Here is a 24,557-nt window from a genome sequence, read left to right on the forward strand (position 1 = left end):
TTATGGCGTCAGATGCAAAAGGAGAAACAAAAGATATGAAATGGTTGGAGTCTTATCCGAAAGAAGTGAAAGTGTTTCTCGTTGCCAGCCTGATTAATTCCGCTGGAAGCTCCCTGATGTGGCCGTTGGTTAGCATGTATGTGTTTGACGAACTGAACCGTAGTATGGGAGATGCAGGGATTGCGATTTTAGTGCAGTCTCTGGGCGGAATTTTTGGTCAAGTGCTGGGCGGCGCCCTCTATCACCGCATTGGAGCCAAGAAATTGATTGTTGGCTCACTGGCAATGAACGCGCTGGGACTTCTCACGCTTCCATTTACCAGTGGTCATTGGGTAGCGTTTGTCATCATGATGGGTTTTATCGGCTTTTTTAATGTCGTATCTGTGCCTGCGATTCAGGCCTTTGTAGGTTTTCGTTTCGCTGACCGCCGTGGAGAACTGTTTAATATTATTTATGTCGCTAACAATATTGGGGTTGCAGTGGGTACAGGATTGAGTGGCGTGCTGGCGGACCTTTCCTATCAGCTCAGCTTTGTGATGAACGGGGTGACTTCCGCAGTATTTGCTGGATTCTTCTGGTCTTATCTAAGTAGGGTGGATCGGGAAGAGGGAGAAGTACAGCTCAGCAAGTCCGTGAAGAAAAGAGAGGAAATACCAACTCGATTGCTGTTTCGTGATACCAGGCTGTATCTCTTTGTGGGGTTAGGCTCGCTGTTTTTATGGTTCGGCAATTCGATCTGGAATACAGGAGTATCTCCCCATATAATTGAGCAGGGCTTGCCTAAAACGATGTATGGGTTACTATGGACGCTGAATGGTATCCTTATTTTTGCCGCACAACCCATTATTTTTTGGATAAAACGACTGTACGCTCATCACGCTTCAGCGCAAATGACATGGGCCGGAGGATTTTATTTGGCGGCTTATATTGTCATGCTGGGCACACAGAACTATACTGGGATGATATTCGCTATGGTTCTGGCGACCCTGGGAGAAATGCTGATTGCACCTGCGGTTCCGGCATTCCTGTCTGATCATGGAGGTCGGGGCGCACCCTTTTACATTGGGCTTGTGGGGGGCATTGGCGCAGCCGGACGGGTAATGGGGCCTTATATTATGGGGAAGTTGTATGATGGCGGCGGGTTACCGCCTACACTTTGGCTGGCATCAGGCGTAGCGGTGTTGTCGATCCTCTTTTTCGTCCTGCACAGCTGGTTGAACCGTTTCCGGCATCATTCGGATACTTTGGATACTACGACGTCCAAGGTGGATGCTCCCAGTTCTTAAGTCCTAATAAAAGTGCGGTAATATGCTGTGATTATGGTACAATAAGTGACGGATGGTTGTAGTTATTGCTTCAGGAAAGCCTTCACAGGAAGGATTGAAAGGAATTGTTTACAAGTCAACCCTTGACGATACGTCATTCGGAGATGAAGGATGCTCCTGATCTGATTGCGCTGGATGAATTGGTATGGAATGAACGCACGGCTCCCGCTTCGCTGTCCTGGAAGTCGCGCGGAGAGTTTCTGCGCAATACGCCTCCAGGCTCTCAACTGGTCGCCATCGAACAGGAAGTGCTCTGCGGGTATATTGGATTTCGTCCTCCAACGCTGTTGGCTAGTAATTGTCATGTACTCGAAATAAATATAGCTGTACATCCAGCTTATCATCGCAAAGGTATTGGGACGGCGCTCATGAACTCCATGAAGGACATTGCAGCTGCCGAGGGCATACGCAAGTTGAGTTTGCGTGTACTCTCATGCAATACGGAAGCCCTTATGTTTTATGAAAAAAGCGGTTTCGTGATTGAAGGACGTTTGCATGAGGAGTTTTACATAGCAGGCCAATTCGTGGATGATGTGTTAATGGCCTATTTCTTAAAATAGGCGGGAGGCTACAGACAGCAATATTCGCTTTTATGCCCGGCCTAAGCCAACAACGCCGCAGACCTGATCAGGTCTGCGGCGTTGTTGTACAATACAATATTACCGAAGTTGCTTCCATTCATTTTGGAGCATACCATATACTGCGTGGTTCATGTAGCCGTCGGGCAGCAATTCCGCTTCGCGTACAATGCCTTCAAGCACAAAGCCCAAACGTTCCGGAATACCGCGGCTGCGGCGGTTCGTCGTTGCACAACGGATTTCGACCCGATGCAGGTCCAGCTCCATCAAAGCATAATCCACGAATACGCGGCAGGCGCTAGTCATAAGACCTTGTCCTTCGTACCCGTGTCCAAGCCAGTATCCGATGCTAACGGAGCGGTGAGCCCAATTGATCTCATGGTAGCTAATAATGCCAGCAAGCTCGTTGTCTATCCAAATTCCGGCGGTCAGACTACCGTTCTCTGCGGCTTGTTTCAAGGCGCCCTGCACGAACTGCTCTGTGTGGCTGATTTCCGTGGTGGAGTCTACCCATGGAAGCCATTGACGCAGGCGGTCACGGGACATTTCGATCAGCTCAAACAGAGGCTGCACATGCTCCTTGGTGAGCGGCCGAAGGACTGTGCGTTCGTCCAACGCATATGTAAACATGATTGATCCCTTCTTTCACTCGGAAAATCGCTAAACCAGCCAGTCTAGCATTTAATCCCATGCTACCTTATTCTGCGAGAGTCGTCAAAAGGGAGAGGAAGCTTCAAATTCTATAGGTCCCACCCGGAACCGTTCATGCTCGTATACATATTTCAGATCCAAATCCCCTACAAATTCGGTTGGGGATACACTGCCAGATACAGTGGCTTGCAGAGGAAGCTGTTCGGCATCATACATTACGACAGAGCTAAAATCGAGATGCTTTGTAAATTGGGCTGGATCATCATAAAATACTGACGCTTTAGGGTCTATCGTGTGTGTAACACCGTCGATCGTGACAGCAATATGAACCTGGCGGTTGTGGTCACGTAGCTCCACTGAGCTGTGTACGCGCTGGGACACAGCATCTGCTGCCGACTCGACTGCATATTCTTCCATCGTCCGTGCGTTAACAATATGCAGTTCCTGCAATTCGACACCCGTTCCCGAGGCACGCGTGAGGATCACGACGGCTTCACGGACACCATCCCCGTTCACATCCCTGTAATATAATTGTGGTGCGGTGGAAATATCTGCCGAGCCCGACCATCGGAATGTGTGGCGTTGCTGGCCGATTTCCAGTACAGCTGAATGGAATAATCCCTGTGACGGATTAACAGCATATAAGCGGACGGATGAGTCTTCTGGAGCGCTGGCTAGCGGATGAGATTGTGCGGCTTCGTTCATCGGGTCCGGTGAAGGATGGCCGGAAGTCATGACGGAAGAGGACAGAAGCATAGACAGCAGGATCACAATGAGCAGCTTAAACACGGGTGGGTCTCCTTTTCCGGGCAAAATAAAAGATATATACACTATAACGAATTTATTTGCCGAAAATGTTAACTCTTTTTCATAACTTGTCACTTTTTTTGCTGAAGAACGCATAAGGATTTTCATTTTATTGAGTTATGCGGTGTGAAAGGGTATATTTAAGGGAACAGGTTTTACACAGATTATACGGAAGAAAGGTTGATTAGCGTGGAGAAGCCGATCACTCCCCCCAATTTTATTAAAAATGTTATTGAAGAGGATTTACGTACGGGTAAGGTAAAGGAGGTTGTTACACGATTTCCGCCTGAACCAAACGGATATTTGCATATTGGACATGCCAAAGCTATCTGGATCAATTTCTCGTTGGGAGATGAATTCGGAGGACGCACCAATCTACGTTTTGACGACACCAATCCGGCGAAGGAAGACACGGAATACGTGAACTCCATTCAGGAGGACGTGAAGTGGCTCGGTTATGAGTGGGAGGAGAAACATTTTGCCTCCAATTATTTTGAAGAAATGTACAAGCGTGCCATCCTGCTAATCCAAAAGGGTAAAGCCTACGTGGATGATCAAAGCGCGGACCAAATCCGTGAAACTCGTGGCACACTGACCGAACCGGGGCAAAATAGCCCTTATCGGGATCGAAGCGTGGAAGACAATCTGAAGCTGTTTGAAGAGATGCGTGCAGGCAAATACCAAAATGGTGAAAAGGTGCTGCGTGCCAAAATTGATATGGCTTCAGGAAATATTAATTTACGTGATCCGGTTATTTACCGCATTTCACACACAGCACATCACAATACAGGCGACACATGGTGCATCTATCCAATGTACTCCTATGCTCATCCGCTGGAAGATGCGATTGAGGGAGTAACGCACTCGCTCTGTTCGCTGGAATTCGAAGATCAGCGCCCGCTGTACGATTGGGTTGTAGCTGAATGTGAGATGGAAAAGATACCGCACCAATACGAATTTGGACGGCTGAACCTGGCTCAAACCGTAACCAGCAAGCGTAAGCTCAAGCTTCTGGTCGATGAAAAGCACGTAGATGGTTGGGATGATCCGCGTATGCCGACGATTTCCGGTTTACGTCGTCGCGGCTATACGCCGGAGGCCATCCGCAGCTTCGTATATGAGACAGGCATCTCCAAAGCCTACGGAGTCATCGATTTGCAGGTGCTGGAGCATTTTGTACGTGAGGATTTGAAGCTTAAGGCACCCCGCACCATGGCAGTCATAGATCCGTTGAAGGTGGTTATTACAAACTATCCTGAAGGACAAGTTGAAATGCTGGAGGCGGAAAACAATACGGAAAATCCGGAACTCGGTACACGTCAAATTCCGTTTTCCCGTGAAATTTATATCGAGCGTGAGGACTTCATGGAAAATCCGCCGAGCAAATACTTCCGTTTGTTCCCTGGTAATGAAGTCCGTCTCAAGCATGCTTACTTCATTAAATGTAACGATGTGATTAAGGACGCAGACGGAAATGTAACGGAAATCCACTGTACCTATGATGTAGAAACCAAGAGCGGATCAGGCTTTACTGGACGTAAAGTGAAAGGCACGATCCACTGGGTAGAGGCTACTCAGGCTGTACCTGCCGAATTCCGTTTGTATGAGCCTTTGATTAACGCAGAGGACACGGAAGAGATTGAAGAGGATGCATCGGAAAAAACATTCCTTGACCAATTGAATCCGAACTCTTTGGACATTGCTCATGGCTATGTCGAGCCGAACATGAAAGAAGCTCAATCACAGGACAAGTTCCAATTTTTCCGTCATGGTTATTTCAGTGTCGATCCGAAGCTTTCCAAACCGGGTGAGCCTGTATTTAACCGGGTTGTATCGTTGAAAAGCTCTTTCCAATTGCCTAAGCAATAGGCTGTTGGAAAGTGTGGGAGAGATGGTAGCTTCGTGCGACCAAGTTGAAAAGGAGTCTGCCGTCGGCAGACTCCTTTATTTTACGCATGCACGCTCTTTATACATGATCATTGACTTGACGATACTCTATGGTCTTTGCTAACAAGCCAGAAGGGAAGAGGGGATACCTCATTCCTCTAGTGTTGTTAAGGAGCTTCTTCTATTCGTTTGTGCTCTCTGGCATGTCCTGGCTGATAACCGTTCTTGTACAGCGTATACCACATGATAGCGAACCCCGCAGAGCCAAGTAGGGCGAAGAAGACTCCTGCATGGTACATCATTTCTCCGCCAAAGTTCTGGAATAGCCAACCTCCCGCAAAACCTGCTACGATACCGGATATACCACTCCAGGTCAAGGTATATACGGCCTGTCCAGATGATCGGTATGCTGCAGGGGTGAATAGGACGGTCAACTGGGTGCCTACATAGAAGTATCCACCGAAGGTGACGCAATGAAGTGCCTGAATGAACACGATTTGAATCGGGTCTGTGGCCAGAGCCATCAGTTCCCACCGTAAGGCAAACAACAAACTGACGAGTGCCAAACAGCCGACCATCATGGTCATTTTTTTCTTCAAGAAGCGATCAAACAGCAAAAATACAATAATTTCGAATACCGATGACATAAAAACAGCAAAACCAAGCATCTGCTTGGACCCACCCAGCTCGGTGATGTACAGGGACATAAAGGCGCTGTTGATCGAATTCGGGATGGATACAAGGATGCCCAATAAAATAAAGGATATAAAGTATCCGTTCATTAAAACACTGCCAAAGCCACGCAAATGAATGGTTGCTGTCTCCACAGTGCTTTTCAGTGGTGGAATCGACAAGGTGCAAATCAATGCAGCCAGAAGAAGTACCGTAAAGATGGTGGATATGCTGGATATCCCCGTTTGGTCAATAACTATGCCGGCAACTGCCGCTGTCACAGCCCAGCCGAAGGAGCCCCATATACGGAATGAACCAAATTTCCGGTCTGTGCCCTCAATATAGCTGAGAATTAGGCTGTTGCTTTGGGCAAATAAAGGGCTTTGAAAAAAATAAAAACCAATCATCGACACATAAATCATGATATACGTATGGACATGAAATAAAGCTTGCAGCAATAACAATGTACCTATAATCATAAATAGTAGAATACGCCGGAGGTTACGGCTCCGATCGCTTGTATAGCCCCAAAAAGGGTTCGCGAATACGGATACAAAAGGTCCGATGGCCATCAGACTCCCAATCTCCAGCTTGTCCATGCCGATATCTTGCAGATACAACGGGAAGAAGCTGGAGAAAATGACCATAGCTCCATATAGAAAAAAATTATACAGTTTTAAGGAATATAGAGGAGTCTCTTGAATTTCTCTCTTTTGCAAGACAAGCCATTCCTTTCTTAGCCCGATAGAGAACTGCGCATTGATGCCGATCTGTGGGGAGGTTCTTTATTCCAATGTATCATGTGTTGAAAGGGTTAACAAACCAATAAATTAACAAATATGTAATAATTAAATTTTGTTCAAAAATTCATATGCATATTTGCAATTGTTTTCAGAAAAAAAGGAGGATTTATTTGTGAAAGTGACTGGTATTATCGTCGCTGGAGGACGTTCCAGCCGAATGGGACAGGATAAGGCTCTGCTTGAGATTGATGGAGCTACTATGCTTGAACGGACGTATACTACATTGCAGCAGGCGGCCCAGCGGGTTGTCGTAGTCACTCGTGACAACCAAGGATATGGTCTGAGTGGTATGGAAACTGTGTCTGATGTTTTTCCGGGCATGGGGCCCTTGAGCGGTATCCATGCAGGATTATCTGCATCTACTACGGAGTGGGGGATGGTTGTCGCTTGTGATATGCCCTTTGTACAGCCAGAGGTGCTACATGACCTGCTCGCTGTAACTAAGAAATGGACGGAGTTGCAAGGAACGAGGGAACCAGCATTGCAAGCAGTAATACCATCTATGGATGGACGTATACACCCGTTGCTGGCTGTGTACCATCGGAGCGTGCTACCGTCTGCCGAGGAATGTTTGCGTAGTGGGCGGCTTCGTCTCACCGATTGGTTGGACAAGCTGAACGTTCGTTATGCGACAGTAGAAGATTTGCCGGGAGTGAGTGAAAACATGTGGCGTAAGGCCGTGTTCAATATGAACAATCCGCAGGACTACCAGCTTGCTATAGAGCAGTTGAAGCAGAGTATAAAACAGAACACGCAGAGCGTGAAGAATTTAAAGGAAATACAAGAGGGTTAGGAACGTACAAGCTTCCTGTTCGAGGACTATTTAGGAGAGAAAATACCAGAGAAATATAATGGGTTAAATTTGGGGGAATATATTTATGATGGAAGCGATTATCCATGCTGTTTTATTGGCGCTGGGTTTGATTTTGCCTTTGGGGGTACAAAATGTATTTGTGTTTAATCAGGGGGCGTCCCAGTCGCGGTTTCGCAATGCACTGCCTGCTGTCATTACAGCGGGTGTCTGTGACACAATCCTGATCACGCTTGCGATTGGCGGCGTATCTCTTATTTTGCAGCAATTTCTATGGCTCACGAACGTACTCTATGCGGCGGGCTGTTTGTTTCTGCTGTATATGGCCTGGACTCTATGGAGGTCGAAGGCAGCTTCCTCAGGAGAAAGTCAGGCGATGCGCCCGAAACGACAGATGATTTTTGCCGCTTCGGTATCGCTATTGAATCCACATGCCATACTCGACACTGTTGGGGTAATTGGAACCAGCTCCCTTCAATATGACGGCGGGGAACGCTGGGCCTTTGGTCTGGCTGCCGTGTCCGTATCTTGGATATGGTTTATCGGTCTGGCAACGGCGGGGCGTCTCGTGGGACGTATGGATTCAGAAGGGAAGTTTGGGACTGTGCTCAACAAAATATCGGCACTGATTATTTTAGGCCTGGCCATTTATATGGCGATAAATTTCATTACCGGTATGTGATCCAAGCCTGGTTAGAGGAAAAACTTCAAACCAGCGAATACCCCGCTCAAAGCAAAGGGAACACCGATCAAAAATAGCATAAAGGCCAAACAGCCTGCACCATTTACACCGCCTGCAATTCGGGCGTCCCGAGGGTTGGATGGATTGTATAATACCTTGATCTCTTGCTGCCAACCCGGTTGAGACTTAGGTTGGTGCTATAAGGATTCCAGAATTCTACGGCTTCACCTGAAGCTGTATAGAAACGCACCTTTAATCGGCGGGTGTAGCTAGTATCTACCGGATCATCCCGGTCAAAGGGAACGACATCAATATCCACTTCGATATGCGCATCAACGATCTGCCCTTTGGTACGGACCCAGTGGTGTTTACGATAACGATGACGACGGATCGTTCTGAATCCAAAATAGATGAGTAGCAGTCCAATCAAGCTGAACAAAGGTATCAGCAGGTCTGAGCTAAAATGAAACCAATACACATTGAAATCAATTGAGGCGACAATCTACTCCTTCAAATAAGCGATAATCAATATATCGGACGTTTTTTAGAAACAGTTTAATTCTTCCATAGAGATAAAGCCAGAGCTGGATAGCATATAAAAAAGATCCTACTTCACCGGGAAGTGGATCTTTTTTAATAGCTGCGAGAATTACTTTTTGCTAGATGGGACATATCAAAATCAACATCCTTGATAAATTCGATAACCTCACCATTAGGGCTGTGGACTAATGCATTTGTTACAACTAGAGGAGGTTCGCCAAGTGTAAGCTGATTGGGCTCCACAAAGGTTCTTGCTCCGTGGGCAAGGGCTTTTTGATATATTTCATCCACATTGTCTACGTAAAATGCCAAGTGTAATAAAGCCCCGTGAGCAATCTCTTGCTCGGATGAAGCTTTTTTTCCTTGGGCAGGAATGACGGCATCATTATCAAAAATTTCGAGACAGGTTCTCTGATCGGGTGAGATCAGCATGGAAGCCTCTTGAATTCGAAAAGACGGAAGACTCCAGTGATGTCCTCTTTTAAATCCTAATACTTCGGTATAAAATGCAATAGTTGCTTGGTAATCACGGGCCTGAATGGCGACATGCGCTATTCCCTTCACGCTCATTTCAGATCCTCCTTATATGTAAGTGAACCTTATTATATGAATAATGAGGTGGTACATATATATTTAAAGTAAGGTTTTTATACTATATTAATTATTGAATACAAGCTAATTTGGGTGCAAAACGTTATTTTTTAAAATTTTGATCAGGAGGGGCTCGATATGCAGCATCACATTGACGATATAGATCACAAAATCATGAAATTGCTACAGCATGACGCTCGGATAACGATTTCCCAAATCAGTAAAGAAATCTCGATGTCACAGCCGTCTGTTAAAGAAAGGATAACCAAGCTTGAAGAACGAGGGATTATTTCTGGATATAGTACCGTATTTAATTTACGGGAAATGAATCGAGGGACGACTACATTTATTCTAATAAAGACAGAACATTGCCAAGAGCTGGTTGAATTTTGTAGAGAGGCGATGGAAGTCACCGATTTATTTCGCATTAGTGGAGAATTTAATTATCTCATTAAGGTACAAACCGCGTCGGTAGAGGAAATTGCAGAGCTTCAGGATTCCCTAGTCAAGCTGGGTCCTTCGAAGTCGCATATTTGTATGAAAAATATACTGGAAAATAGGATCTTGCTGTAAGCCAATCGAAAAAGCGCATATTTGGAATATAGAGTCTTCGGAATAACTGTATTTGATGAAATGAAGATAAGCGAATGTGTAGATGAAATAAAAAAAGTGACGCTGAATTACAACAGCGTCACCGTAATGCTTTGCTCCAGACGCTTCACGTCCTGGAACTCGATCTTCCCGGCCATGGCGTGCAGAGCTGCCGCTGTACCGCAGGCCGCTCCCTGCCGTAGCATGGCAGGGAGATCCAGCCCCGTCGCCGCGCCGGTGACCAGCCCGGCGACCATAGCGTCACCGCTGCCGAGCGCGCTGACAATGTCCGCGTCTGGCAGGCTTACGCGGTAGCGCGCATCGCGCGTTACCGCCAGCGCCCCGCTCGCGCCGAGCGAGATGACGGCCAGCTGCGCTCCGGCGTCCAGCAGCTTTGCTGCCGCCGCTTCAGCGGCATCCGGGCGCGCTGCGTCGATTCCCGCGAAGTGGGCGGCCTCGTCCTCGTTAGGCTTCACGAGGTCGGGCTTTCCGCTCAGCCCCAAGCGCAGCGCCTCACCGCTCGCGTCCAGTGCCACCCGCGCGCCGCGTGCCTTCGCTAGCGTGCACAGCTCGGCGTACAGATCGGGTGGGCAGCTGGATGGCAGGCTGCCGGAGAATACGACCCAAGCCGAATCTTCGGCAAGGGTCTCGATTTTGCGCCGCAGTGCGGCTAATTCAAGCGGCCCAACGGTCGGTCCGCTCTCAATCAGCTCGGTCTGCGTGCGCGCGGACGGGTCGAGCACGGTAATGGCGAGACGTGTCTCCCCATGTGCCGTTTCGATGAAATCGGCGCTTACACCTTCCGCGCTCAACCCGTCGATGAGCAGCCGTCCGGTGTGTCCGGCGGCAAACCCGGTCGCCCGTACAGGCTCGCCTAACGTGCGAATGACGCGGGCGGCATTCACGCCCTTGCCGCCCGGCACCGTCAGGCCGCCTTCAATGCGGTGGACGGCATTCAAACCGAAGCCTGCAACCGTGTAGATTTTATCCACAGCCGCGTTAAGCGTTACGGTGGTAATCACAAGGCATCACTCCTTTAAGATCAGCAATTTGCAACATTTGATGCCATTCGCTCATGCTAAGATATTAGCTTTAATCCCAATGCTGCGGCAAGAATCATGGCGATGAATAAAACGCGCAGTACGCTTTTTTGTTCACCGTACAAGAACATGCCTGTAATTGTGCTGCCGACCGTTCCGATGCCTGTCCATACCGCATAGGAAGTTCCCATAGGCAAACTTTTCATGGCATAGCTGAGTAGAGAGAAGCTAAGAACAAAGGATAAGACCATAAGCAATAAGGACTTCCAGCCTTTGCCCACCGTAACTCCCTTCATACCGATGACTCCTAACACTTCCGAGCATCCCGCGATAACCAATGCGATCCAAGCCATTATACGCCACTCCCTTCCTGAACATCACGGTCGGTAACTAACTTCAGGCCGACCACACCTGCCAGCAAAAGGGCGATTAGCAGCGTTTTGGACCATTGAAACGGTTCCCCGAATAGCAGCATTTCGCCTATGACGGTTCCCCCTGTCCCCAGTCCGGTAAATACAGCATACACCGTGCCTACAGGCAAACGCTTCGCAGCCTTCATGATCAAATAAAAGCTGGCCACCACAGCCAGCACGGTTACAGCCCAGGCGAGTATAGATTCCGCATGCTTCAAACCCGATACCCATACGACCTCAATCAGGCCGCCAACAAAAACGTAAATCCAACTGCGATTCATGATGAATGTTCTCCTCAAAAATAGATTTTATAAGTTCACTGCTTCACGCTTCATGAGGTGAGGTTAACGTAATCCCACGCCAAAAAATAGGCCATGCAGCGTTCAGTCTTCGATGGTAGTTGATGCTTCCACTGTACAGTAGCTCCACCATGATTCCGTCCACCAGTGTCATGAAGGCTAAAGCCACATCCACTGGCTCCATATGCCCAAAGGGTTCCCGATCCCGTGTATTCCGGAGACGGCGAGTTAATTTTCGCTCCATTTTATCCAGAAAAGGATTAACAATATCCAGCACCTCGTGATACAACGATACAGGCGGAAAGAAGGAAAAGCGAAGCATAAACTTGGCCGAGTTGTTGCTCTCATATTCCTGTCCCATCCAAAACAAGAAGTCATGCAATGTATGCTCCAGTGGCTGATCTTTACGTTCCGTAAAGTATTCGAAAATACGTAAATTCTGCTCTTGAAAAGCATACCTCGCTACCTGTAAAAACAGATCCTCCTTGCCTTGGAAATGCGCGTATATAGACGGTTTTCGGATACCGACCTCAGCGGCAATACTACTCAAGGATGCTCCCTCATACCCATTGGTGGCAAATTGAAAAAGAGCGGCTTTTCGAATCTCTTCCATCCCCATTATGTTCACCTACCTAACGTTCGTTAGTTTATTCTTGCACGAAAAAAAGTAAGTGTCAACCCAGCATTATTGCGTTTTGTATAAAGCTTTTCTTTGGATTTTTTTTATCAACATTTAATAAAAAAGTGGGAAGAAATAAGGGGCTCATGTACAATATAATGAAGAATACTTGTCAAATGCAGTCCACTGGAAGTGAGGTTAGTTATGAGGCGAAGCTTACTGGCCGTATTGATCGCGGCTATGGTGTTTATTATTTATTATTTTGGCTTGTTTAATTACATCGGCAAAAATGAAGGAACTGTTATCAGTATTTTTTCCACCCTGACAGTGATCTCCATCAGTCTGATTATTTTTACGGAGAATCGTAATCCCTCCACCACGATGTCCTGGATTTTGCTGCTGGCATTGCTGCCAGTCGTTGGACTTCCTCTTTATTTTCTGTTTGGGCAAAATGTATTCAAGCGTCGCAAGTATGACAAAAAGGCATTGCGTGACCAACAGGCTTACGACCGCATTGAAAAAGATGCTTTGCAAGTCAAACGAGATCTGACCTGCTTTACAGATGAGCAGCAGCAGTTAATGCGTTTGGCCCGCAGACTGGCCCGTTCCCCGATTTATTTTGCGACAGAAACTCAAATTCTGAACAATGGAGATGAAACCTTCTCCACTTTGCTGGAAGAGCTGCACAAGGCGCAGCATCATATCCATATGGAATATTACATTTTCCGGTCGGATGATATCGGTACCAGCATTCAGAAAATTTTGATCGAAAAGGCTAAAGCGGGTGTTAAGGTTCGGTTTATGTACGATGCGGTGGGCAGTATTCAGTTGTCAAAGTCATTTTTGAAGGAAATGAGAGATGCAGGAGTAGAGGTCGTTGCATACGGCGGCGCTCGGATCTTGTTCTTCTCCAGCCGGGTAAACTATCGTAATCACCGTAAAATTGTAGTCATCGACGGTAATATCGGATTAATCGGCGGCTTGAATGTGGGAGATGAGTATCTCAGCCGCAACAAAGCCTACGGCTTTTGGCGTGATACGCATATGATTGTGAAGGGCGAAGCTGTGCGGACGTTGCAGCTTATATTTTTACAGGATTGGCTTCACATGACGGGTGAGTCGGTGCTCGATAGCGAATATCTGTCTCCCAATATTGAACCCATTACAGACGGAGGCGTACAGATTATTGCCAGCGGGCCAGATAATGAACGGAGAGTGCTCAAAAATCTCTTTTTCTCCATGATCACGTCCGCCCGAAAATCAGTCTGGATTGCCACTCCTTATTTTATCCCGGATGAAGATATCCTGACTGCCTTACGGATGGCTGCCTTGTCCGGGTTGGACGTGCGTATTCTGTTTCCCGCAAAACCGGATAAATGGCTACCGTTTCTCGCGTCTCATTCGTACTTTCAGTCGTTGCTGGAGGTTGGAGTCAAGGTATATGAATATGAAAAAGGTTTCCTCCACTCCAAGCTCCTCATCATTGACGGGGAAGTTGCGACGATCGGGACAGCCAATATGGATATGCGTAGCTTTCATTTGAATTTTGAAGTTAACGCTCTGTTAATTCAAACGCACAGTGTGCAGCAGATGGTAACAGACTACGAACGAGATTTGCACTCTGCTAGTCTGATTGTACGTGAAGAATTCATGAAAAAACGTCTGTTCAAACGTTTGATGGAATCGCTCGCGCGGCTGCTTTCACCGCTGCTGTAAGCATAAACGAATTCGCTACAGCATATCCCGTAGTTTAAAATGTAGTAAAGCCTAAAATATCCTGTAGACGGTATATAATATCTTTCCAAAATGTTGAATGATCCTCGTAAGCTGCTAGATCCAAACTGTATTCAGCCCCCTGATTATTCCATAGCTTATCAAAATAGGCCGCAACCTGTCGGGTCAGCTTGCTGTCCGCCGGAGCGGCCACCCACAATTCATTTTCCAGATTCAAATCGTTCAGATTACGGGGGGTCAGATTGGTAGAGCCCCCCAAAATGATATGCTCTCCTTGCGCCTTGGCAATATAAATCAGCTTGGTATGGAACTGCTCATGGGTGGTATGATACCAGCGAATTTGAATGTTCCCGCCCGATTTATCGGACAACTCCTGGGCAACCGGACGATTGGGGATGCCGATTTTTTCCTGACCAAACGCGTTTTGATTGGGGTCCAGCAGCAATTGGATGTTTACACCGCGCGCAGAGGCATCCAGCAAGCTATTCAATACTTTGCGGTCAGCCAAATAAAACATACCCATATGAATGCTGTCACCTTTCTTCGTCTGCCCGATGCCATCCAGAACCGAGGTGTACACCTTGCCCTCAGTTAGATATTTGATCCGATAGCTGTCCTTACTCGATGGAACTTTGGGTTCGGCCTGTGGTGTATAGGTAGGAAGCTGCCCACCGCCCGAAAAGTCCAACACCGCCTGCTCCGTTTGTAAAATATCTCCGATGATAGGCCCCTTCACCTCCAGCGCTATATTGGAGTGATAGGCGCTCGCGTCGTGCACGTTGCCTGTAGAAATGAGCGCTGTCTGTTCGTTGGCAACCAATTTTCGGTGATTGGCCTTGACGTTTAACAGCTTAAGATAGGAGCGGGCCGTAACATCAGGTCCGTCACTGGCCATCAGGTTGGGAATCCAGCCTGTGCCCTGTTGCCCGAACCATTGGAAAAAGGTACGCCACACCGCCGAATAGATGGGCGCGGAGTCCCGCAACGGGTCTACATCGGTCTGCACGACTTGAATCCCTGCTCGCTTCATATTCTCCAACAAAGGATTGGGAGCAGAATTGTAGTTGGTATTGACTTCATCTGTAATGAAAAAGATAGGCATATCAGGATGAGCTTTCTTTTTGGCAATAAGATGATCGGTCATTTGTGCGCTGACCTGGGGGAAGCGCTGACCTTTATGTTTATAATCGTTGAACAGAAACAGGTCGATAACAATAAATTGCTCGGCTTCATCAATGATCCCGAGCATACGACTCAAAATTTGTCCTTCATGCTGTGCAGTATTACCATTCCCGGTGGGATAGGTCAAATCAGTCCAGAAGTTTACCTCATGGGTTGAATACTCCTGACTCTCATAAGAGACGAACGGAGGCAATGGTTTATGGGTCTGATACAGCATGACGGCAATCAGCCAGAGGATAAGTACCAGAATGGCGATTTTAAGGGCACGGCCCTTATGCCCGGATTTCCTTTGATATTCCGGCATAGAATGCAGCGGATCACGTGTAGTCATATGACGATCAACTCCTCAATTGAATGCTGCATTCCATTTTATCGTGCCGGAACATGCAGTTTTATGATGGGATACTGTCAAGTTATTAACGCAAGTGTGCAGGATTGACGCGGATGCTGAATGAAATGAAATGGAGGATGTTTTACTATTCATTGAGGACATATGTCCTTTATAGAGAGTCTGCCCTATACTTTAATATATAGAAAAGTCATTTACATGGGGAGAATAACGATTTATGAGAGGGATTTTGTTTGCTTTTCTGGGAGGAGCTTGTATTACGCTACAGGGGGTAGCGAATACACGGATTAGTCAGGATATCGGTACATGGCAGGCGGCCACTGTTACTCAGCTAATAGGCTTTATTTTGGCAGCATTAGTCTGGATGTTTACAAGGGATGGCAATGTGGCTGAAATGAAACAGGTAAAGCCGATGTATCTTTGGGGCGGCGCCTTTGCAGCTATTATTATATTTAGTGAAGTCACGGCAATCCAACATATTGGGGTTACGTTCACGATCTCGGCGCTGTTGATTGCGCAATTGTGTCTGACCTTCCTGGTAGATATCAAGGGATGGTTCGGTATAGTAAAGCAAAAGATGAAGCTGCCACAATTTATAGGTATTAGTATGATGATCGCGGGTGTAATTATTCTGAAGCTCTAAAATAGAATGTTAACTTGTAAAGAAGGCTTAGAACGCAGAAATTGAAGGTGAGCTTAGGAATGAGAGAAATTCAGGATCAAGAGCAGCTAAAATATTTTTTGCAGCTGCATGAGTTGGAATCCATACTCTACGAGCCACTACATCCTTACTTGTCGTTGCATCGTTTGGAGCAAGGGGAAAAGCTCTGCTCACAGGGGGACTCCATCGAACATCTATATATACTGGTGCAAGGCAAAGTCAAGATTTATACCAGTTCTACAGAAGGGAAAACCCTGATCCTTTGCTTCAAAACACCGATTGAGGTCATAGGAGATGTTGAATATATTCGGAGTAGTCACGTCATCAACACGGTAGAGGCCGTGTCTCCAATCTATGTGATCGGTATTCACCACCAATGGATGAACAAATACGGCAGAGACTATGCTCCTTTGCTGCAATTTTTATTGGATATTGTTACAAGAAAGTTTTGCCTAGACTCCGATTTTTCCAGTTTTAATCTCATGTATCCGGTGGAAGTCAGGCTGGCGAGCTACCTGTTATCGGTTTCTTTTGACGAATCGAATACGGCTTTTCATGAGGAATTACGTGCATCCAGTCTGGTAGATGTGGCAAATTTGATCGGAACCAGCTATAGGCATCTCAACCGTGTCATTCGCAAAATGATTGAAGATGGATGGGTTGAACGGACAAAAGGCTATATTGTCATTCGGGACAGAAAAGGTTTGAGTGAACTGGCAGGACATAATATTTATGAATCATTGTAATAGGAGCATGTAGTATAAAAGCAGAAAATATCAAGGATCATCAAGGGAGAGTTAACATATGTTATTAGGAATTGTATTGGCGATTATCGCAGGTGCCTTGGTCAGTCTGCAAACGATATTCAATAATAAGGTGAATGAACGGACAGGATCGTGGGCTACAACAACATTGGTGCTGGGAACAGGGTTCTTGGCTTCCTTACTCGGGAGTCTTATTTTTGAAGGGGAAAATACATTTACTTTACAGCATATGCAGCCGTGGTACTGGTTCAGTGGCATGATTGGTGTCGGTGTTGTGTTCTGTCTGGTGCAAGGAATGAAGCGACTTGGCCCGACCTATGCGATCTCCATTGTATTGACGGCGCAATTAGGTACGGCCCTGTTGTGGGATTCGTTAGGATGGCTGGGATTAGAAAAGATTCCGTTTACCTTTAACAAGTTGATCGGAGTATTGGTCATTATCGGTGGTATTCTGGTATTCAAATTTGGACATGGGCGTACGAAGGAGCAAGCGGAAAGCATTTCATCTGACCTGATTCGATGAAGGGATGAATGAGATTGTTAAGAGCTTTATCTTGCTGGGATAGGGATCGTCCTTTCGAATAGGCATTTTGCAGAAAAGCGGCAGCTCAATTAGGAGCGGCTTTTCTGTAGAGTTTCCGAAATAACTAGTCTATTGCGTATTTTGAACATGCCTATGGGTAAGAAAAAATGTTCACGATCGTGTATATATTTTTCCATCCATGATACAATGAAAGTATCTTAAAATAGCCACTTTAAGGGCTACGATATTTGATATAAGAGACGATAAATAGATCGGTTACCGTGTTCGGGAACGGTCTTATTTGTGCTTCTTGAACTTGATACAATAAACAGAGTGACTTTGGATGAGGTGAAACATAGATGAGTAGTACAGAGAATGAAAAAGGAGCACCTGACGGTTTTAATAGATCTGGCTCTTTGTTGCCTGCCGCGCGGACAGGCGAACGGAAGATTGAGCACGTCCGCCTTTGTTTGCAAGAAGATGTGGCCGGACAAGGCATCACCAGCGGGCTAGAGCGGTATGCCTTTAAGCACTGCGCTCTGCCGGAGTTGCATTTTGACGAGGTTCGTCTGGATACTACTTTTTTAGGACAGGCTGTACGAACACCGCTGCTTATTAGCTCCATGACAGGCGGCAGCGCCGAGACAGGAGCGATTAATGAGCGACTAGCAGAGACAGCGGAGAGACGCGGCTGGGCATTGGGCGTCGGTTCGGTACGGGCTGCGGTGGAAAGGGAAGAATTGGCTTCAACCTTTGCAGTTCGCCGTCTGGCACCCAGTATCCCGATTCTTGCCAATCTGGGTGCGGTGCAACTGAACTACGGATTTGGCGTGGACGATTGTCGCCGTGCAGTGGAAATTGCCGGAGCAGATATGTTGGTGCTGCATTTGAACGGATTGCAGGAGATTTTCCAACCCGAAGGGAATTTGGATTTTAGCGGCCTGCTTCAGCGCATCGAGGAGTTGTGTCGTCAGCTTTCAGTGCCTGTAGGAGTGAAGGAAGTAGGCTGGGGCATAGATGGCGAGACGGCATCGAGACTGTATGATGCGGGTGCAGCCTTTATCGATGTCGCTGGTGCAGGCGGGACAAGCTGGAGCCAAGTGGAGAAATTTCGTAACCCTGATCCTGTGCGTCGCGCGGCGGCGGAGGCGTTTGCGGATTGGGGCAATTCGACCGCTGATTGTATCGTGGAAGTTAGGGCCGCTCAGCCACATGGTGCTCTGATCGGCAGCGGTGGACTGAGAGACGGCGTCGATGCGGCGAAGGCACTTGCTTTAGGGGCAGACATGGCTGGTTTTGGGCGTTCTTTACTCGGTTCTGCGGTCGCCTCCAGTGAAGCACTGGAAGCACGTTTGGAGCAGGTCGAACTGGAACTCCGCACGGTCATGTTTGGTATTGGGGTAGATGGAATAGAAGGGCTCAAAGATACGACTCGACTAAGAAAGAAGGTAAACGGATGAGCGGACTTATTACATTGGTTCAGATGAATGCGGAGCAATATGATCGATTTGAACAACGCTCGCTTGCTGACTATGCGGATGAGAAAATCCAAGCAGGTACATGGACGGTAGAAGAAGCACCAGAACGTGCGGCAGAAAGTTTTGCTCGATACCTGCCACAGAGACTAGACACACCTCATGCTCACCTGTATATGTTGATGTTTTCCGATGCCGGAGGGCAGAGTCAGGAGGAAGCTGGCTACATTTGGTTCAATATAACGGACAGCACGCAAGGAAAAGAAGCTTTTCTACTGGATATTCTTGTATACGATTCATACCAGGGGAAGGGTCTAGGCACGCTGGCGATGGGGGCTTTGGAACAGGAGGCTCGCAGACTGGGAGCTGTCCGCATCGGTTTGCATGTATTTGGGCATAATGAGCGAGCTTTGCATGTATATCGCAAGTCGGGCTATCGGATTACAGATATCCAGATGAGCAAAGAAATCTAATTAGGGATATAGCAATATCCTGAATTTCATAACCGTATGCTTGCCGCGTGTATAGGTTCTCATATATAATGTGGGTTGGTAAACTAACGGATGGCATAACGCATATTTTATATAAACGGGAGTTGTTCTGATTATGGCTTTAAAAGCGGGGATTGTGGGCTTGCCGAACTTACCATGAGAGATAAGTTAGGCGCGCCAAACAATGCTAATGTCTTCGCCATTATCAACAACAATTTTTGATATAATTCCCCTGATTGCCTGTTTTACTTTTAATCGATCAGGGGAAGCTATGTCCGGTAGGAGCTTCTTCGATCTCTCGACGATCTGCGCAGCTGTTTTTGAAGGCTTGTTCTCATCTATGTCCGACAGCGTTTTTTTAAGTTCCTCACGCTCTTTTTTTGCTCTCTCAGAAGCCAACTTTAAGTCATGCGCAGTTATTATATCGTCGTTGTAAGCATCGATCTGTTTCTGCATGTTCTTTTCTAATTTTTCTAATCTGCTTGTGATTTTCTTTTTCTCTGCTTCAGTATCACTATTTTCTGTCTTGGAATAAGTGAGCAATTCAAGAGTATCAGGAGCAGCAACAGAGAGTTGTTTGATCCGATCAATAATAACAGCTTCTATTTCATCTCTTTTAGCGAAGTGATGGAAACACTTTGCTTTTTTTAGATATCCGTCACAGAGATACTGATAGTGTAAATTTTCTCTATTGAGTTTCTTTGAAAAACTCCGATTCAATTTTCCGTTCATTTTGGAGTGGCAATGTCCACAGATAACCAAGCCTGATAATAAGTAAGTATCATCGCTCATGTGCTTTCCAACACTTTTTCGGCCTGCAAATAATTCCTGTAATTGTTGAAATGTCTCGTTATCAAGTATTGGCTCATGGTGGTCTTCTACAATTACCCATTCGGAGGGGTCCCTTTTTATAACCTGTGTTCCTTTTTTATATGTTTTATTATATACAAATTGCCCTATCAGAGTTTCTCGTTGATATAATTCTCTAAATGTCTTACTATGCCATTCGTTCCCATCTTTTGTTTTTATGCCTCTTGTGTTCCATGACCTTATTACTGTTCTGGAAGGCTTGCCCGCTAATAAAGCTTCGGCTCCACGTCTCAAGATAATTGACTCCTCAATATTAATCTCCATCTGCCCATCAATTACATCGAAACCGAAACAAGGACGGGTAATAACTCGTTTCGTATTTTTGGCCAGAGAAAGCATGTTCTCTCTAACTCTTTCTGATGTGCGTTCCCTTTCAAATTCAGCTACCATACCCAGCATCTGTAATACCAATCTACCAGCTGGCGTGGAAGTATCAAAAGCCTCGCTTTGAGATACATATTTATAATTATATTTATCAAAATATTTAATTAAACCGAGAATATCGAATAAACTGCGTGAAAGCCTATCCAACTTTGTAGTTATTACAATCCCAGGTTCACTTGACGCTTTTACGTCTTCTAAGAGTTCAGTCAGCTTTGGGCGGTTAGTCGTTTTAGCGCTGTATCCTTCTTCGATATAAAAAATGGGTGCAGCCCATCCCATTGCTGTACAATAAGCAATTATTCTTTCTTTTTGTTCGACCAGTGAATTCCCTTTTTCCGCTTGTTCATCGGTACTTACACGTAAGTATGCGCGTACTAAAAAAGTGTATGCTAGCATGTTCATTATTGTTGTTCCTCCTTAAATGGTTTGAAATGGCCCATATAAACCCCACAAACTATAATCTCACTTGGACGTACCTGCTTTTCTTCATAGTCAGAATTGTCAGGCTTTAGCGTCATCAAGGGTGATCCTTCAGTCCACTTTAGTCTTTTTAACATACCCTCATTACAATCGTTAAAGACTACTGCGACGATTTGACCATTGTAATCCGCCCAATCGCTTTTTTTGAAATATACAATGTCTCCATTTTCGATACTGGCATCTTTCATGCTATCCCCTTTAACTTCTAAAGCGAAATCGGGTTGTTTTTTAGATGGAAACGGGTAGCAAACGTAGTCTTCGATATTAGAGTTAGCAAGAATACCATCCCCAGCGCATATATTTCCGATCAAAGGGACTAAGGCAGGATTCTTTCTTTCAGATAGCTTTGCATAGGTAGGGTCAATATCACTTTTTTCTACTCCGAGAACTTCGGCTATTTTTTCAATTACCCCAGGTGAGGCAAGTGTCTTTGCATTTAGATAATCAGATACGACACTCGTTGATAAATCGGCCGCTTTTGCTAGATCTTTCTGGAACCATTTTTTTGTATTTAGTATTTTCTTAAGGTTTAGGGCTATCTCCGTCATTAATCTTTCTTCGACTTCGGTGTACTTGCGTCGAGCCATGTTATATTTTCATCTCCTTTTAAAATGTTCGTCCTTACGACCATATATCCGTTATAAACTAATTTTTTACCGTTTGCAACTAAAAAAATTCTGTTTAAACGTATTGACGATTCGATAATACCGGATTATTATGGAAGTACAGCAACGATATAAGGGGGTGATAACGTGTATAAAGTTACCTTGCGTGCAGCCAGAATGAATTGCGGATTTAATACAGAAGAAGTGGCTGGGATTGTGGGAAAATCTAAGGATACTATTCAAAAATACGAAAAAGATTCTACCAACATTCCTCGCGATTTATCTGTTGTTCTTCTGCAACTTTACAAGGTTCCCGAAGAGCATATTTTTTTCGGCAAAGAATCCGTTTTTATCGGATCAAAAAAAGAGGGAAGGAAAAAACATCTTTTGTAAAGGAGGCGCTATTTTGCGAATTGTCAGTGAAAGGGTCGTTGACCAAACAGGTAAATATCTTGGGGACGACCCGAGTAAATTCTCCGGCATAACCAATAAATGTTTGCGCCTCATAACCTCATTGGAAACCGGACGAGATTACAAAATTGTGGAAAAAGGGGAGACGGCATGAACCAACTGGTATCAGTTCAGAAAGGCCACCCCGTAACTTATTTGGTTCCTGTAGTAAGCGATGAAGACGATAAATTTTTTATGTATGTGGAATCAGACAGCTATATAAAAGCAGTCATAAGAACGCACCGATTCCTGAATTGCCAACATGAAATTGATATGGAACTGCTTGGGCCTATGCTCACTAAACTGGAGATGGACAAGCTGGAGATTCAGCGTGAAATAGACCAATTGCAACAGCGGCTTAAAACTCTGTACAAGATCCAATATGCCACACTCAACGGCTGGGGATACGACTGGGTTATCAGAAAAAGAATGCAGCCGCTAAAGCAGCAGGAGCGGGAATTAAAGACTGAAATTGCTAATCTTGAAGCTAAATTAATAAATTAAAAGAGGTGCTGGTATGACAATCACGCTGGAAAGACTGGAACAACGCCGGGCAGCATGGAAACGCCTGAATATATTGGAGGGAATGCAAAAGCGGGCTGCTGCCGGCACTGTTGAATTCTTTGACCAAGCCATTAGCGAACTCAAAGCGGAGTTGGGAAATGGTCAGAAGGTTGATAACAATCCATCTTGCGCGGTATGCGGTAACAGTATGGATCATCATTTTCTACGCCGCTGGAACGAACAGGACGTATGCAGGCCATGTATCGCGGAAATGACGGCAGATTACCCGGAGGGAGGAAATGCACCTTGGAAACACGCTTAATACCAGTAATCGACGCTTCCGGTTATCGCAGTTACATGGAGGTACCGGGCAAAACGTTTTTCGAGGCCGCGTGCCTAATAGACGGACTGCTTAGTGAAGCTGTTCGGCTGGATATGTCCTTGTTGCATTTGACCGAGCAGGAGCTTCATGAACTGGGCGTAAGGAAAGAGTGCAGACAAATTCGTGCTCAGTTGTTGCGCCTATATCAAGCTAGTATTGATGCTCTTAATAATGGTCGCAGCATTCAGCAATTACGCGTTCGAATAGATGAACTTGCTATGCGTTTGAACACTCTGGAAGAGTCTATTGAAAAGAATATAGAGTACGAGGGGCTCATTAATCCAAAGCCTTCAACCTATCGAATAACTGGTGAGAAGGTAGGCCAATGCAAATATTGCGATAGGGCGGTCTATTCAGGTCAGAAATATCCTGACCCTAAAGAGGAAGGGCTTTTCTGCAATTACTACTGCCGTACATTACACCGCAATAGCAAAGAGAAAAACCCAAGGAAATAATCGTGTTGGAAGCACGATTAAGTAAAACTTAAACATTGGAATCATAGCACATTTTTAAAATCTTTGGAACAGGGGTCCCTTATGGACGAAAAGGAAATCGAAAAAATCAGGGAGATTAAGCAGTACATCCAAGACATTCAGCGGTACCGGGATGCGGCGGAAGGAATAGCGGACGACTCTCCCGGCGCCCTTATGCAGAAGGTGGAGCTGCTTACCAAATCTCACACACTAATGGGTAGAGTATGCGCTTACATGAACGGGCGGTATATGCAAACCTATAATCGTCGAAAGCGGGTATTTGCTGAAACGGTTCGCGACACGAAGCGAGGAAATAAACAGAACGCTGCGGAACTGGCGGTGTTGGCTATACGGGACAAGGAAGCGAAAGACCTTGAGCATATGGTGTTATGGAAAAACGAATTTAAGTCTATATCCGAGCAGCTATACGAGTTGCGGCTCCGGCTCCGGGTGGACATGCATATTGGAGGTGGAGGGGCATGACATTACCTTTTCTTCCTTATAGCAAGCAGCAGCAGACCCGCAGTAAGCGGGGCAAGAAGAAACGGGGAAACCACACCGCCATTACGTCCGCTGTGCGTGACGAAGTAGATCGGCGGGCAGCAGAGGATACAGGATACGTGATTTGTGAGCGCTGTGGTGTGAGCCGTCCGGCCCTATGGTTTGAGAAAGCTCACTTAGTTAATGCAAGTCAGTATGGTAGCGGCAGCGAACCGTGGAATATAGCTAATTTGTGTGGTCCAAGGTCGGAATCTGGTACTTGCCATCAATTCGCTGACGACACAGCCGCCGGGCGAGCATGGAAGATGAAAAAGCGCAATGAACTAATAGACTATTATTTCCGTGGACCCGGTTTGGACATATGGAAGACGTCCGCCGGACGTCCAACGGACATACGGTAGATATCCATTAAATATCCGC

30 protein-coding genes are annotated in these 24,557 nt (G+C 46.1%); 18 read left to right on the forward strand and 12 right to left on the reverse strand.

The features are described from left to right. Positions 1-35 precede the first annotated feature (35 nt). Together AC5ELV_RS11040 and AC5ELV_RS11045 are read left to right on the forward strand one after the other, a co-directional pair. Positions 36-1,286 (forward strand): MFS transporter, encoded by a 1,251-nt coding sequence (locus AC5ELV_RS11040; protein ID WP_493430213.1) that lies wholly within the window; start codon positions 36-38, stop codon positions 1,284-1,286. A 104-nt stretch (positions 1,287-1,390) separates the two neighbouring features. Beyond that, a complete protein-coding gene (locus AC5ELV_RS11045) occupies positions 1,391-1,885 on the forward strand; it encodes a GNAT family N-acetyltransferase (RefSeq protein ID WP_493430214.1) in 495 nt (164 codons plus the stop codon). A 99-nt stretch (positions 1,886-1,984) separates the two neighbouring features. On the opposite strand, the gene AC5ELV_RS11050 is transcribed toward AC5ELV_RS11045, so the two are convergent. Together AC5ELV_RS11050 and AC5ELV_RS11055 are read right to left on the reverse strand one after the other, a co-directional pair. Then, positions 1,985-2,533, reverse strand: coding sequence for a GNAT family N-acetyltransferase (locus AC5ELV_RS11050; RefSeq protein ID WP_493430215.1), 549 nt, complete (start codon positions 2,531-2,533; stop codon positions 1,985-1,987). Between the two features lie 84 nt (positions 2,534-2,617). Further along, positions 2,618-3,343 carry a copper amine oxidase gene (locus AC5ELV_RS11055; RefSeq protein ID WP_493430216.1) on the reverse strand — a complete coding sequence of 242 codons (726 nt, stop codon included), beginning with the start codon at positions 3,341-3,343 and terminating at the stop codon, positions 2,618-2,620. A 207-nt stretch (positions 3,344-3,550) separates the two neighbouring features. Here AC5ELV_RS11055 and AC5ELV_RS11060 point away from each other — a divergent pair, with 207 nt between their 5' ends. Next, positions 3,551-5,230 (forward strand): glutamine--tRNA ligase/YqeY domain fusion protein, encoded by a 1,680-nt coding sequence (locus AC5ELV_RS11060; protein ID WP_493430217.1) that lies wholly within the window; start codon positions 3,551-3,553, stop codon positions 5,228-5,230. Positions 5,231-5,415: 185 nt separating this feature from the next. On the opposite strand, the gene AC5ELV_RS11065 is transcribed toward AC5ELV_RS11060, so the two are convergent. Continuing rightward, entirely contained in the window at positions 5,416-6,639 is a 1,224-nt protein-coding gene (locus tag AC5ELV_RS11065) for an MFS transporter (protein ID WP_493430218.1), read from the reverse strand. A gap of 196 nt (positions 6,640-6,835) precedes the next feature. Between AC5ELV_RS11065 and mobA the strand changes: the two genes are divergently transcribed. Both mobA and AC5ELV_RS11075 read left to right on the forward strand, forming a co-directional pair. Continuing rightward, positions 6,836-7,516: a molybdenum cofactor guanylyltransferase gene (gene mobA / locus AC5ELV_RS11070; RefSeq protein WP_493430219.1), complete on the forward strand. Its 681-nt coding sequence runs from the start codon at positions 6,836-6,838 to the stop codon at positions 7,514-7,516. Positions 7,517-7,601: 85 nt separating this feature from the next. After that, entirely contained in the window at positions 7,602-8,216 is a 615-nt protein-coding gene (locus tag AC5ELV_RS11075) for a LysE/ArgO family amino acid transporter (protein WP_493430220.1), read from the forward strand. A 103-nt stretch (positions 8,217-8,319) separates the two neighbouring features. Here the strand turns inward: AC5ELV_RS11075 and AC5ELV_RS11080 are convergent, their stop codons facing one another. Both AC5ELV_RS11080 and AC5ELV_RS11085 read right to left on the reverse strand, forming a co-directional pair. Continuing rightward, positions 8,320-8,655, reverse strand: coding sequence for a DUF3592 domain-containing protein (locus tag AC5ELV_RS11080; protein ID WP_493430221.1), 336 nt, complete (start codon positions 8,653-8,655; stop codon positions 8,320-8,322). A 194-nt stretch (positions 8,656-8,849) separates the two neighbouring features. Then, positions 8,850-9,326, reverse strand: coding sequence for a VOC family protein (locus AC5ELV_RS11085; RefSeq protein ID WP_493430222.1), 477 nt, complete (start codon positions 9,324-9,326; stop codon positions 8,850-8,852). A gap of 159 nt (positions 9,327-9,485) precedes the next feature. On the opposite strand from AC5ELV_RS11085, the gene AC5ELV_RS11090 reads away from it, so the two are divergent. Next, the gene (locus AC5ELV_RS11090) at positions 9,486-9,920 is read left to right on the forward strand and encodes an Lrp/AsnC family transcriptional regulator (protein ID WP_493430223.1); all 435 of its coding nucleotides are present in this window, start codon (positions 9,486-9,488) and stop codon (positions 9,918-9,920) included. Between the two features lie 107 nt (positions 9,921-10,027). On the opposite strand, the gene AC5ELV_RS11095 is transcribed toward AC5ELV_RS11090, so the two are convergent. From AC5ELV_RS11095 to AC5ELV_RS11110, 4 genes are read right to left on the reverse strand one after another with little or no spacing between them, the layout of a single operon-like run. Continuing rightward, positions 10,028-10,960, reverse strand: a complete 933-nt coding sequence (locus AC5ELV_RS11095) for a 1-phosphofructokinase family hexose kinase (protein ID WP_493430224.1) — start codon at positions 10,958-10,960, stop codon at positions 10,028-10,030. Positions 10,961-11,016: 56 nt separating this feature from the next. Next, positions 11,017-11,331, reverse strand: a complete 315-nt coding sequence (locus AC5ELV_RS11100) for a DMT family transporter (RefSeq protein ID WP_493430225.1) — start codon at positions 11,329-11,331, stop codon at positions 11,017-11,019. Next, complete coding sequence (locus AC5ELV_RS11105; RefSeq protein WP_493430226.1) at positions 11,331-11,672, reverse strand: DMT family transporter; 342 nt, start codon at positions 11,670-11,672, stop codon at positions 11,331-11,333. The genes AC5ELV_RS11100 and AC5ELV_RS11105 overlap by 1 nt, the downstream gene beginning before the upstream one ends. 43 nt (positions 11,673-11,715) lie before the next feature. Next, positions 11,716-12,309 (reverse strand): TetR/AcrR family transcriptional regulator, encoded by a 594-nt coding sequence (locus tag AC5ELV_RS11110; RefSeq protein WP_493430227.1) that lies wholly within the window; start codon positions 12,307-12,309, stop codon positions 11,716-11,718. A gap of 204 nt (positions 12,310-12,513) precedes the next feature. Between AC5ELV_RS11110 and cls the strand changes: the two genes are divergently transcribed. Next, positions 12,514-14,025, forward strand: coding sequence for a cardiolipin synthase (cls, locus tag AC5ELV_RS11115; RefSeq protein ID WP_493430228.1), 1,512 nt, complete (start codon positions 12,514-12,516; stop codon positions 14,023-14,025). A gap of 34 nt (positions 14,026-14,059) precedes the next feature. Here cls and AC5ELV_RS11120 read toward each other — a convergent pair whose 3' ends face one another. Beyond that, positions 14,060-15,556, reverse strand: coding sequence for a phospholipase D family protein (locus AC5ELV_RS11120; protein WP_493430229.1), 1,497 nt, complete (start codon positions 15,554-15,556; stop codon positions 14,060-14,062). Positions 15,557-15,791: 235 nt separating this feature from the next. On the opposite strand from AC5ELV_RS11120, the gene AC5ELV_RS11125 reads away from it, so the two are divergent. The 5 genes from AC5ELV_RS11125 to AC5ELV_RS11145 all read left to right on the forward strand — a co-directional run bounded on the left by AC5ELV_RS11125 (position 15,792) and on the right by AC5ELV_RS11145 (position 19,470). Beyond that, entirely contained in the window at positions 15,792-16,217 is a 426-nt protein-coding gene (locus AC5ELV_RS11125) for a DMT family transporter (RefSeq protein WP_493430230.1), read from the forward strand. Positions 16,218-16,276: 59 nt separating this feature from the next. Next, positions 16,277-16,981, forward strand: coding sequence for a Crp/Fnr family transcriptional regulator (locus AC5ELV_RS11130; RefSeq protein WP_025721846.1), 705 nt, complete (start codon positions 16,277-16,279; stop codon positions 16,979-16,981). Between the two features lie 58 nt (positions 16,982-17,039). After that, a complete protein-coding gene (locus AC5ELV_RS11135; protein ID WP_493430231.1) occupies positions 17,040-17,522 on the forward strand; it encodes a DMT family transporter in 483 nt (160 codons plus the stop codon). 359 nt (positions 17,523-17,881) lie between these two features. Continuing rightward, positions 17,882-18,982 (forward strand): type 2 isopentenyl-diphosphate Delta-isomerase, encoded by a 1,101-nt coding sequence (gene fni / locus AC5ELV_RS11140; RefSeq protein ID WP_493430232.1) that lies wholly within the window; start codon positions 17,882-17,884, stop codon positions 18,980-18,982. Further along, on the forward strand, positions 18,979-19,470 hold the full coding sequence (locus AC5ELV_RS11145) for a GNAT family N-acetyltransferase (RefSeq protein ID WP_493430233.1): 492 nt from the start codon (positions 18,979-18,981) through the stop codon (positions 19,468-19,470). Before fni ends, AC5ELV_RS11145 begins: the two co-directional genes overlap by 4 nt. 186 nt (positions 19,471-19,656) lie before the next feature. Here the strand turns inward: AC5ELV_RS11145 and AC5ELV_RS11150 are convergent, their stop codons facing one another. Together AC5ELV_RS11150 and AC5ELV_RS11155 are read right to left on the reverse strand one after the other, a co-directional pair. Next, a complete protein-coding gene (locus AC5ELV_RS11150) occupies positions 19,657-21,144 on the reverse strand; it encodes a recombinase family protein (protein WP_493430234.1) in 1,488 nt (495 codons plus the stop codon). Continuing rightward, positions 21,144-21,809, reverse strand: coding sequence for a LexA family protein (locus AC5ELV_RS11155; RefSeq protein ID WP_493430235.1), 666 nt, complete (start codon positions 21,807-21,809; stop codon positions 21,144-21,146). Before AC5ELV_RS11155 ends, AC5ELV_RS11150 begins: the two co-directional genes overlap by 1 nt. Positions 21,810-21,974: 165 nt before the next feature. Between AC5ELV_RS11155 and AC5ELV_RS11160 the strand changes: the two genes are divergently transcribed. The 6 genes from AC5ELV_RS11160 to AC5ELV_RS11185 all read left to right on the forward strand — a co-directional run bounded on the left by AC5ELV_RS11160 (position 21,975) and on the right by AC5ELV_RS11185 (position 24,538). Continuing rightward, a complete protein-coding gene (locus tag AC5ELV_RS11160; protein WP_493430236.1) occupies positions 21,975-22,220 on the forward strand; it encodes a helix-turn-helix domain-containing protein in 246 nt (81 codons plus the stop codon). A gap of 168 nt (positions 22,221-22,388) precedes the next feature. Then, a complete protein-coding gene (locus AC5ELV_RS11165) occupies positions 22,389-22,781 on the forward strand; it encodes a hypothetical protein (protein WP_493430237.1) in 393 nt (130 codons plus the stop codon). A 13-nt stretch (positions 22,782-22,794) separates the two neighbouring features. After that, entirely contained in the window at positions 22,795-23,103 is a 309-nt protein-coding gene (locus AC5ELV_RS11170; protein ID WP_493430238.1) for a hypothetical protein, read from the forward strand. Continuing rightward, on the forward strand, positions 23,088-23,618 hold the full coding sequence (locus AC5ELV_RS11175; protein WP_493430239.1) for a hypothetical protein: 531 nt from the start codon (positions 23,088-23,090) through the stop codon (positions 23,616-23,618). Before AC5ELV_RS11170 ends, AC5ELV_RS11175 begins: the two co-directional genes overlap by 16 nt. An 81-nt stretch (positions 23,619-23,699) precedes the next feature. Further along, positions 23,700-24,119, forward strand: a complete 420-nt coding sequence (locus AC5ELV_RS11180; RefSeq protein WP_493430240.1) for a hypothetical protein — start codon at positions 23,700-23,702, stop codon at positions 24,117-24,119. Next, the gene (locus tag AC5ELV_RS11185; RefSeq protein WP_493430241.1) at positions 24,116-24,538 is read left to right on the forward strand and encodes an HNH endonuclease; all 423 of its coding nucleotides are present in this window, start codon (positions 24,116-24,118) and stop codon (positions 24,536-24,538) included. The genes AC5ELV_RS11180 and AC5ELV_RS11185 overlap by 4 nt, the downstream gene beginning before the upstream one ends. Positions 24,539-24,557: the final 19 nt, after the last annotated feature.

The organism is Paenibacillus sp. NMA1017, from assembly GCF_058895805.1.

Excerpts from the sequence above, each read along its gene's own strand:
- AC5ELV_RS11085 (WP_493430222.1), bottom strand. The coding sequence starts at position 9,326 with ATGAGCGTGAAGGGAATAGCGCATGTCGCCATTCAGGCCCGTGATTAC.
- AC5ELV_RS11170 (WP_493430238.1), top strand. The coding sequence starts at position 22,795 with ATGACAATCACGCTGGAAAGACTGGAACAACGCCGGGCAGCATGGAAA.
- AC5ELV_RS11075 (WP_493430220.1), top strand. The coding sequence starts at position 7,602 with ATGATGGAAGCGATTATCCATGCTGTTTTATTGGCGCTGGGTTTGATT.
- AC5ELV_RS11130 (WP_025721846.1), top strand. The coding sequence starts at position 16,277 with ATGAGAGAAATTCAGGATCAAGAGCAGCTAAAATATTTTTTGCAGCTG.
- AC5ELV_RS11180 (WP_493430240.1), top strand. The coding sequence starts at position 23,700 with ATGGACGAAAAGGAAATCGAAAAAATCAGGGAGATTAAGCAGTACATC.
- AC5ELV_RS11185 (WP_493430241.1), top strand. The coding sequence starts at position 24,116 with ATGACATTACCTTTTCTTCCTTATAGCAAGCAGCAGCAGACCCGCAGT.
- AC5ELV_RS11135 (WP_493430231.1), top strand. The coding sequence starts at position 17,040 with ATGTTATTAGGAATTGTATTGGCGATTATCGCAGGTGCCTTGGTCAGT.
- AC5ELV_RS11050 (WP_493430215.1), bottom strand. The coding sequence starts at position 2,533 with ATGTTTACATATGCGTTGGACGAACGCACAGTCCTTCGGCCGCTCACC.
- AC5ELV_RS11100 (WP_493430225.1), bottom strand. The coding sequence starts at position 11,331 with ATGGCTTGGATCGCATTGGTTATCGCGGGATGCTCGGAAGTGTTAGGA.
- AC5ELV_RS11145 (WP_493430233.1), top strand. The coding sequence starts at position 18,979 with ATGAGCGGACTTATTACATTGGTTCAGATGAATGCGGAGCAATATGAT.
- AC5ELV_RS11040 (WP_493430213.1), top strand. The coding sequence starts at position 36 with ATGAAATGGTTGGAGTCTTATCCGAAAGAAGTGAAAGTGTTTCTCGTT.
- fni (WP_493430232.1), top strand. The coding sequence starts at position 17,882 with ATGAGTAGTACAGAGAATGAAAAAGGAGCACCTGACGGTTTTAATAGA.
- AC5ELV_RS11150 (WP_493430234.1), bottom strand. The coding sequence starts at position 21,144 with ATGAACATGCTAGCATACACTTTTTTAGTACGCGCATACTTACGTGTA.
- AC5ELV_RS11110 (WP_493430227.1), bottom strand. The coding sequence starts at position 12,309 with ATGGGGATGGAAGAGATTCGAAAAGCCGCTCTTTTTCAATTTGCCACC.
- cls (WP_493430228.1), top strand. The coding sequence starts at position 12,514 with ATGAGGCGAAGCTTACTGGCCGTATTGATCGCGGCTATGGTGTTTATT.
- AC5ELV_RS11165 (WP_493430237.1), top strand. The coding sequence starts at position 22,389 with ATGAACCAACTGGTATCAGTTCAGAAAGGCCACCCCGTAACTTATTTG.
- AC5ELV_RS11155 (WP_493430235.1), bottom strand. The coding sequence starts at position 21,809 with ATGGCTCGACGCAAGTACACCGAAGTCGAAGAAAGATTAATGACGGAG.
- AC5ELV_RS11125 (WP_493430230.1), top strand. The coding sequence starts at position 15,792 with ATGAGAGGGATTTTGTTTGCTTTTCTGGGAGGAGCTTGTATTACGCTA.
- AC5ELV_RS11105 (WP_493430226.1), bottom strand. The coding sequence starts at position 11,672 with ATGAATCGCAGTTGGATTTACGTTTTTGTTGGCGGCCTGATTGAGGTC.
- AC5ELV_RS11120 (WP_493430229.1), bottom strand. The coding sequence starts at position 15,556 with ATGACTACACGTGATCCGCTGCATTCTATGCCGGAATATCAAAGGAAA.
- AC5ELV_RS11090 (WP_493430223.1), top strand. The coding sequence starts at position 9,486 with ATGCAGCATCACATTGACGATATAGATCACAAAATCATGAAATTGCTA.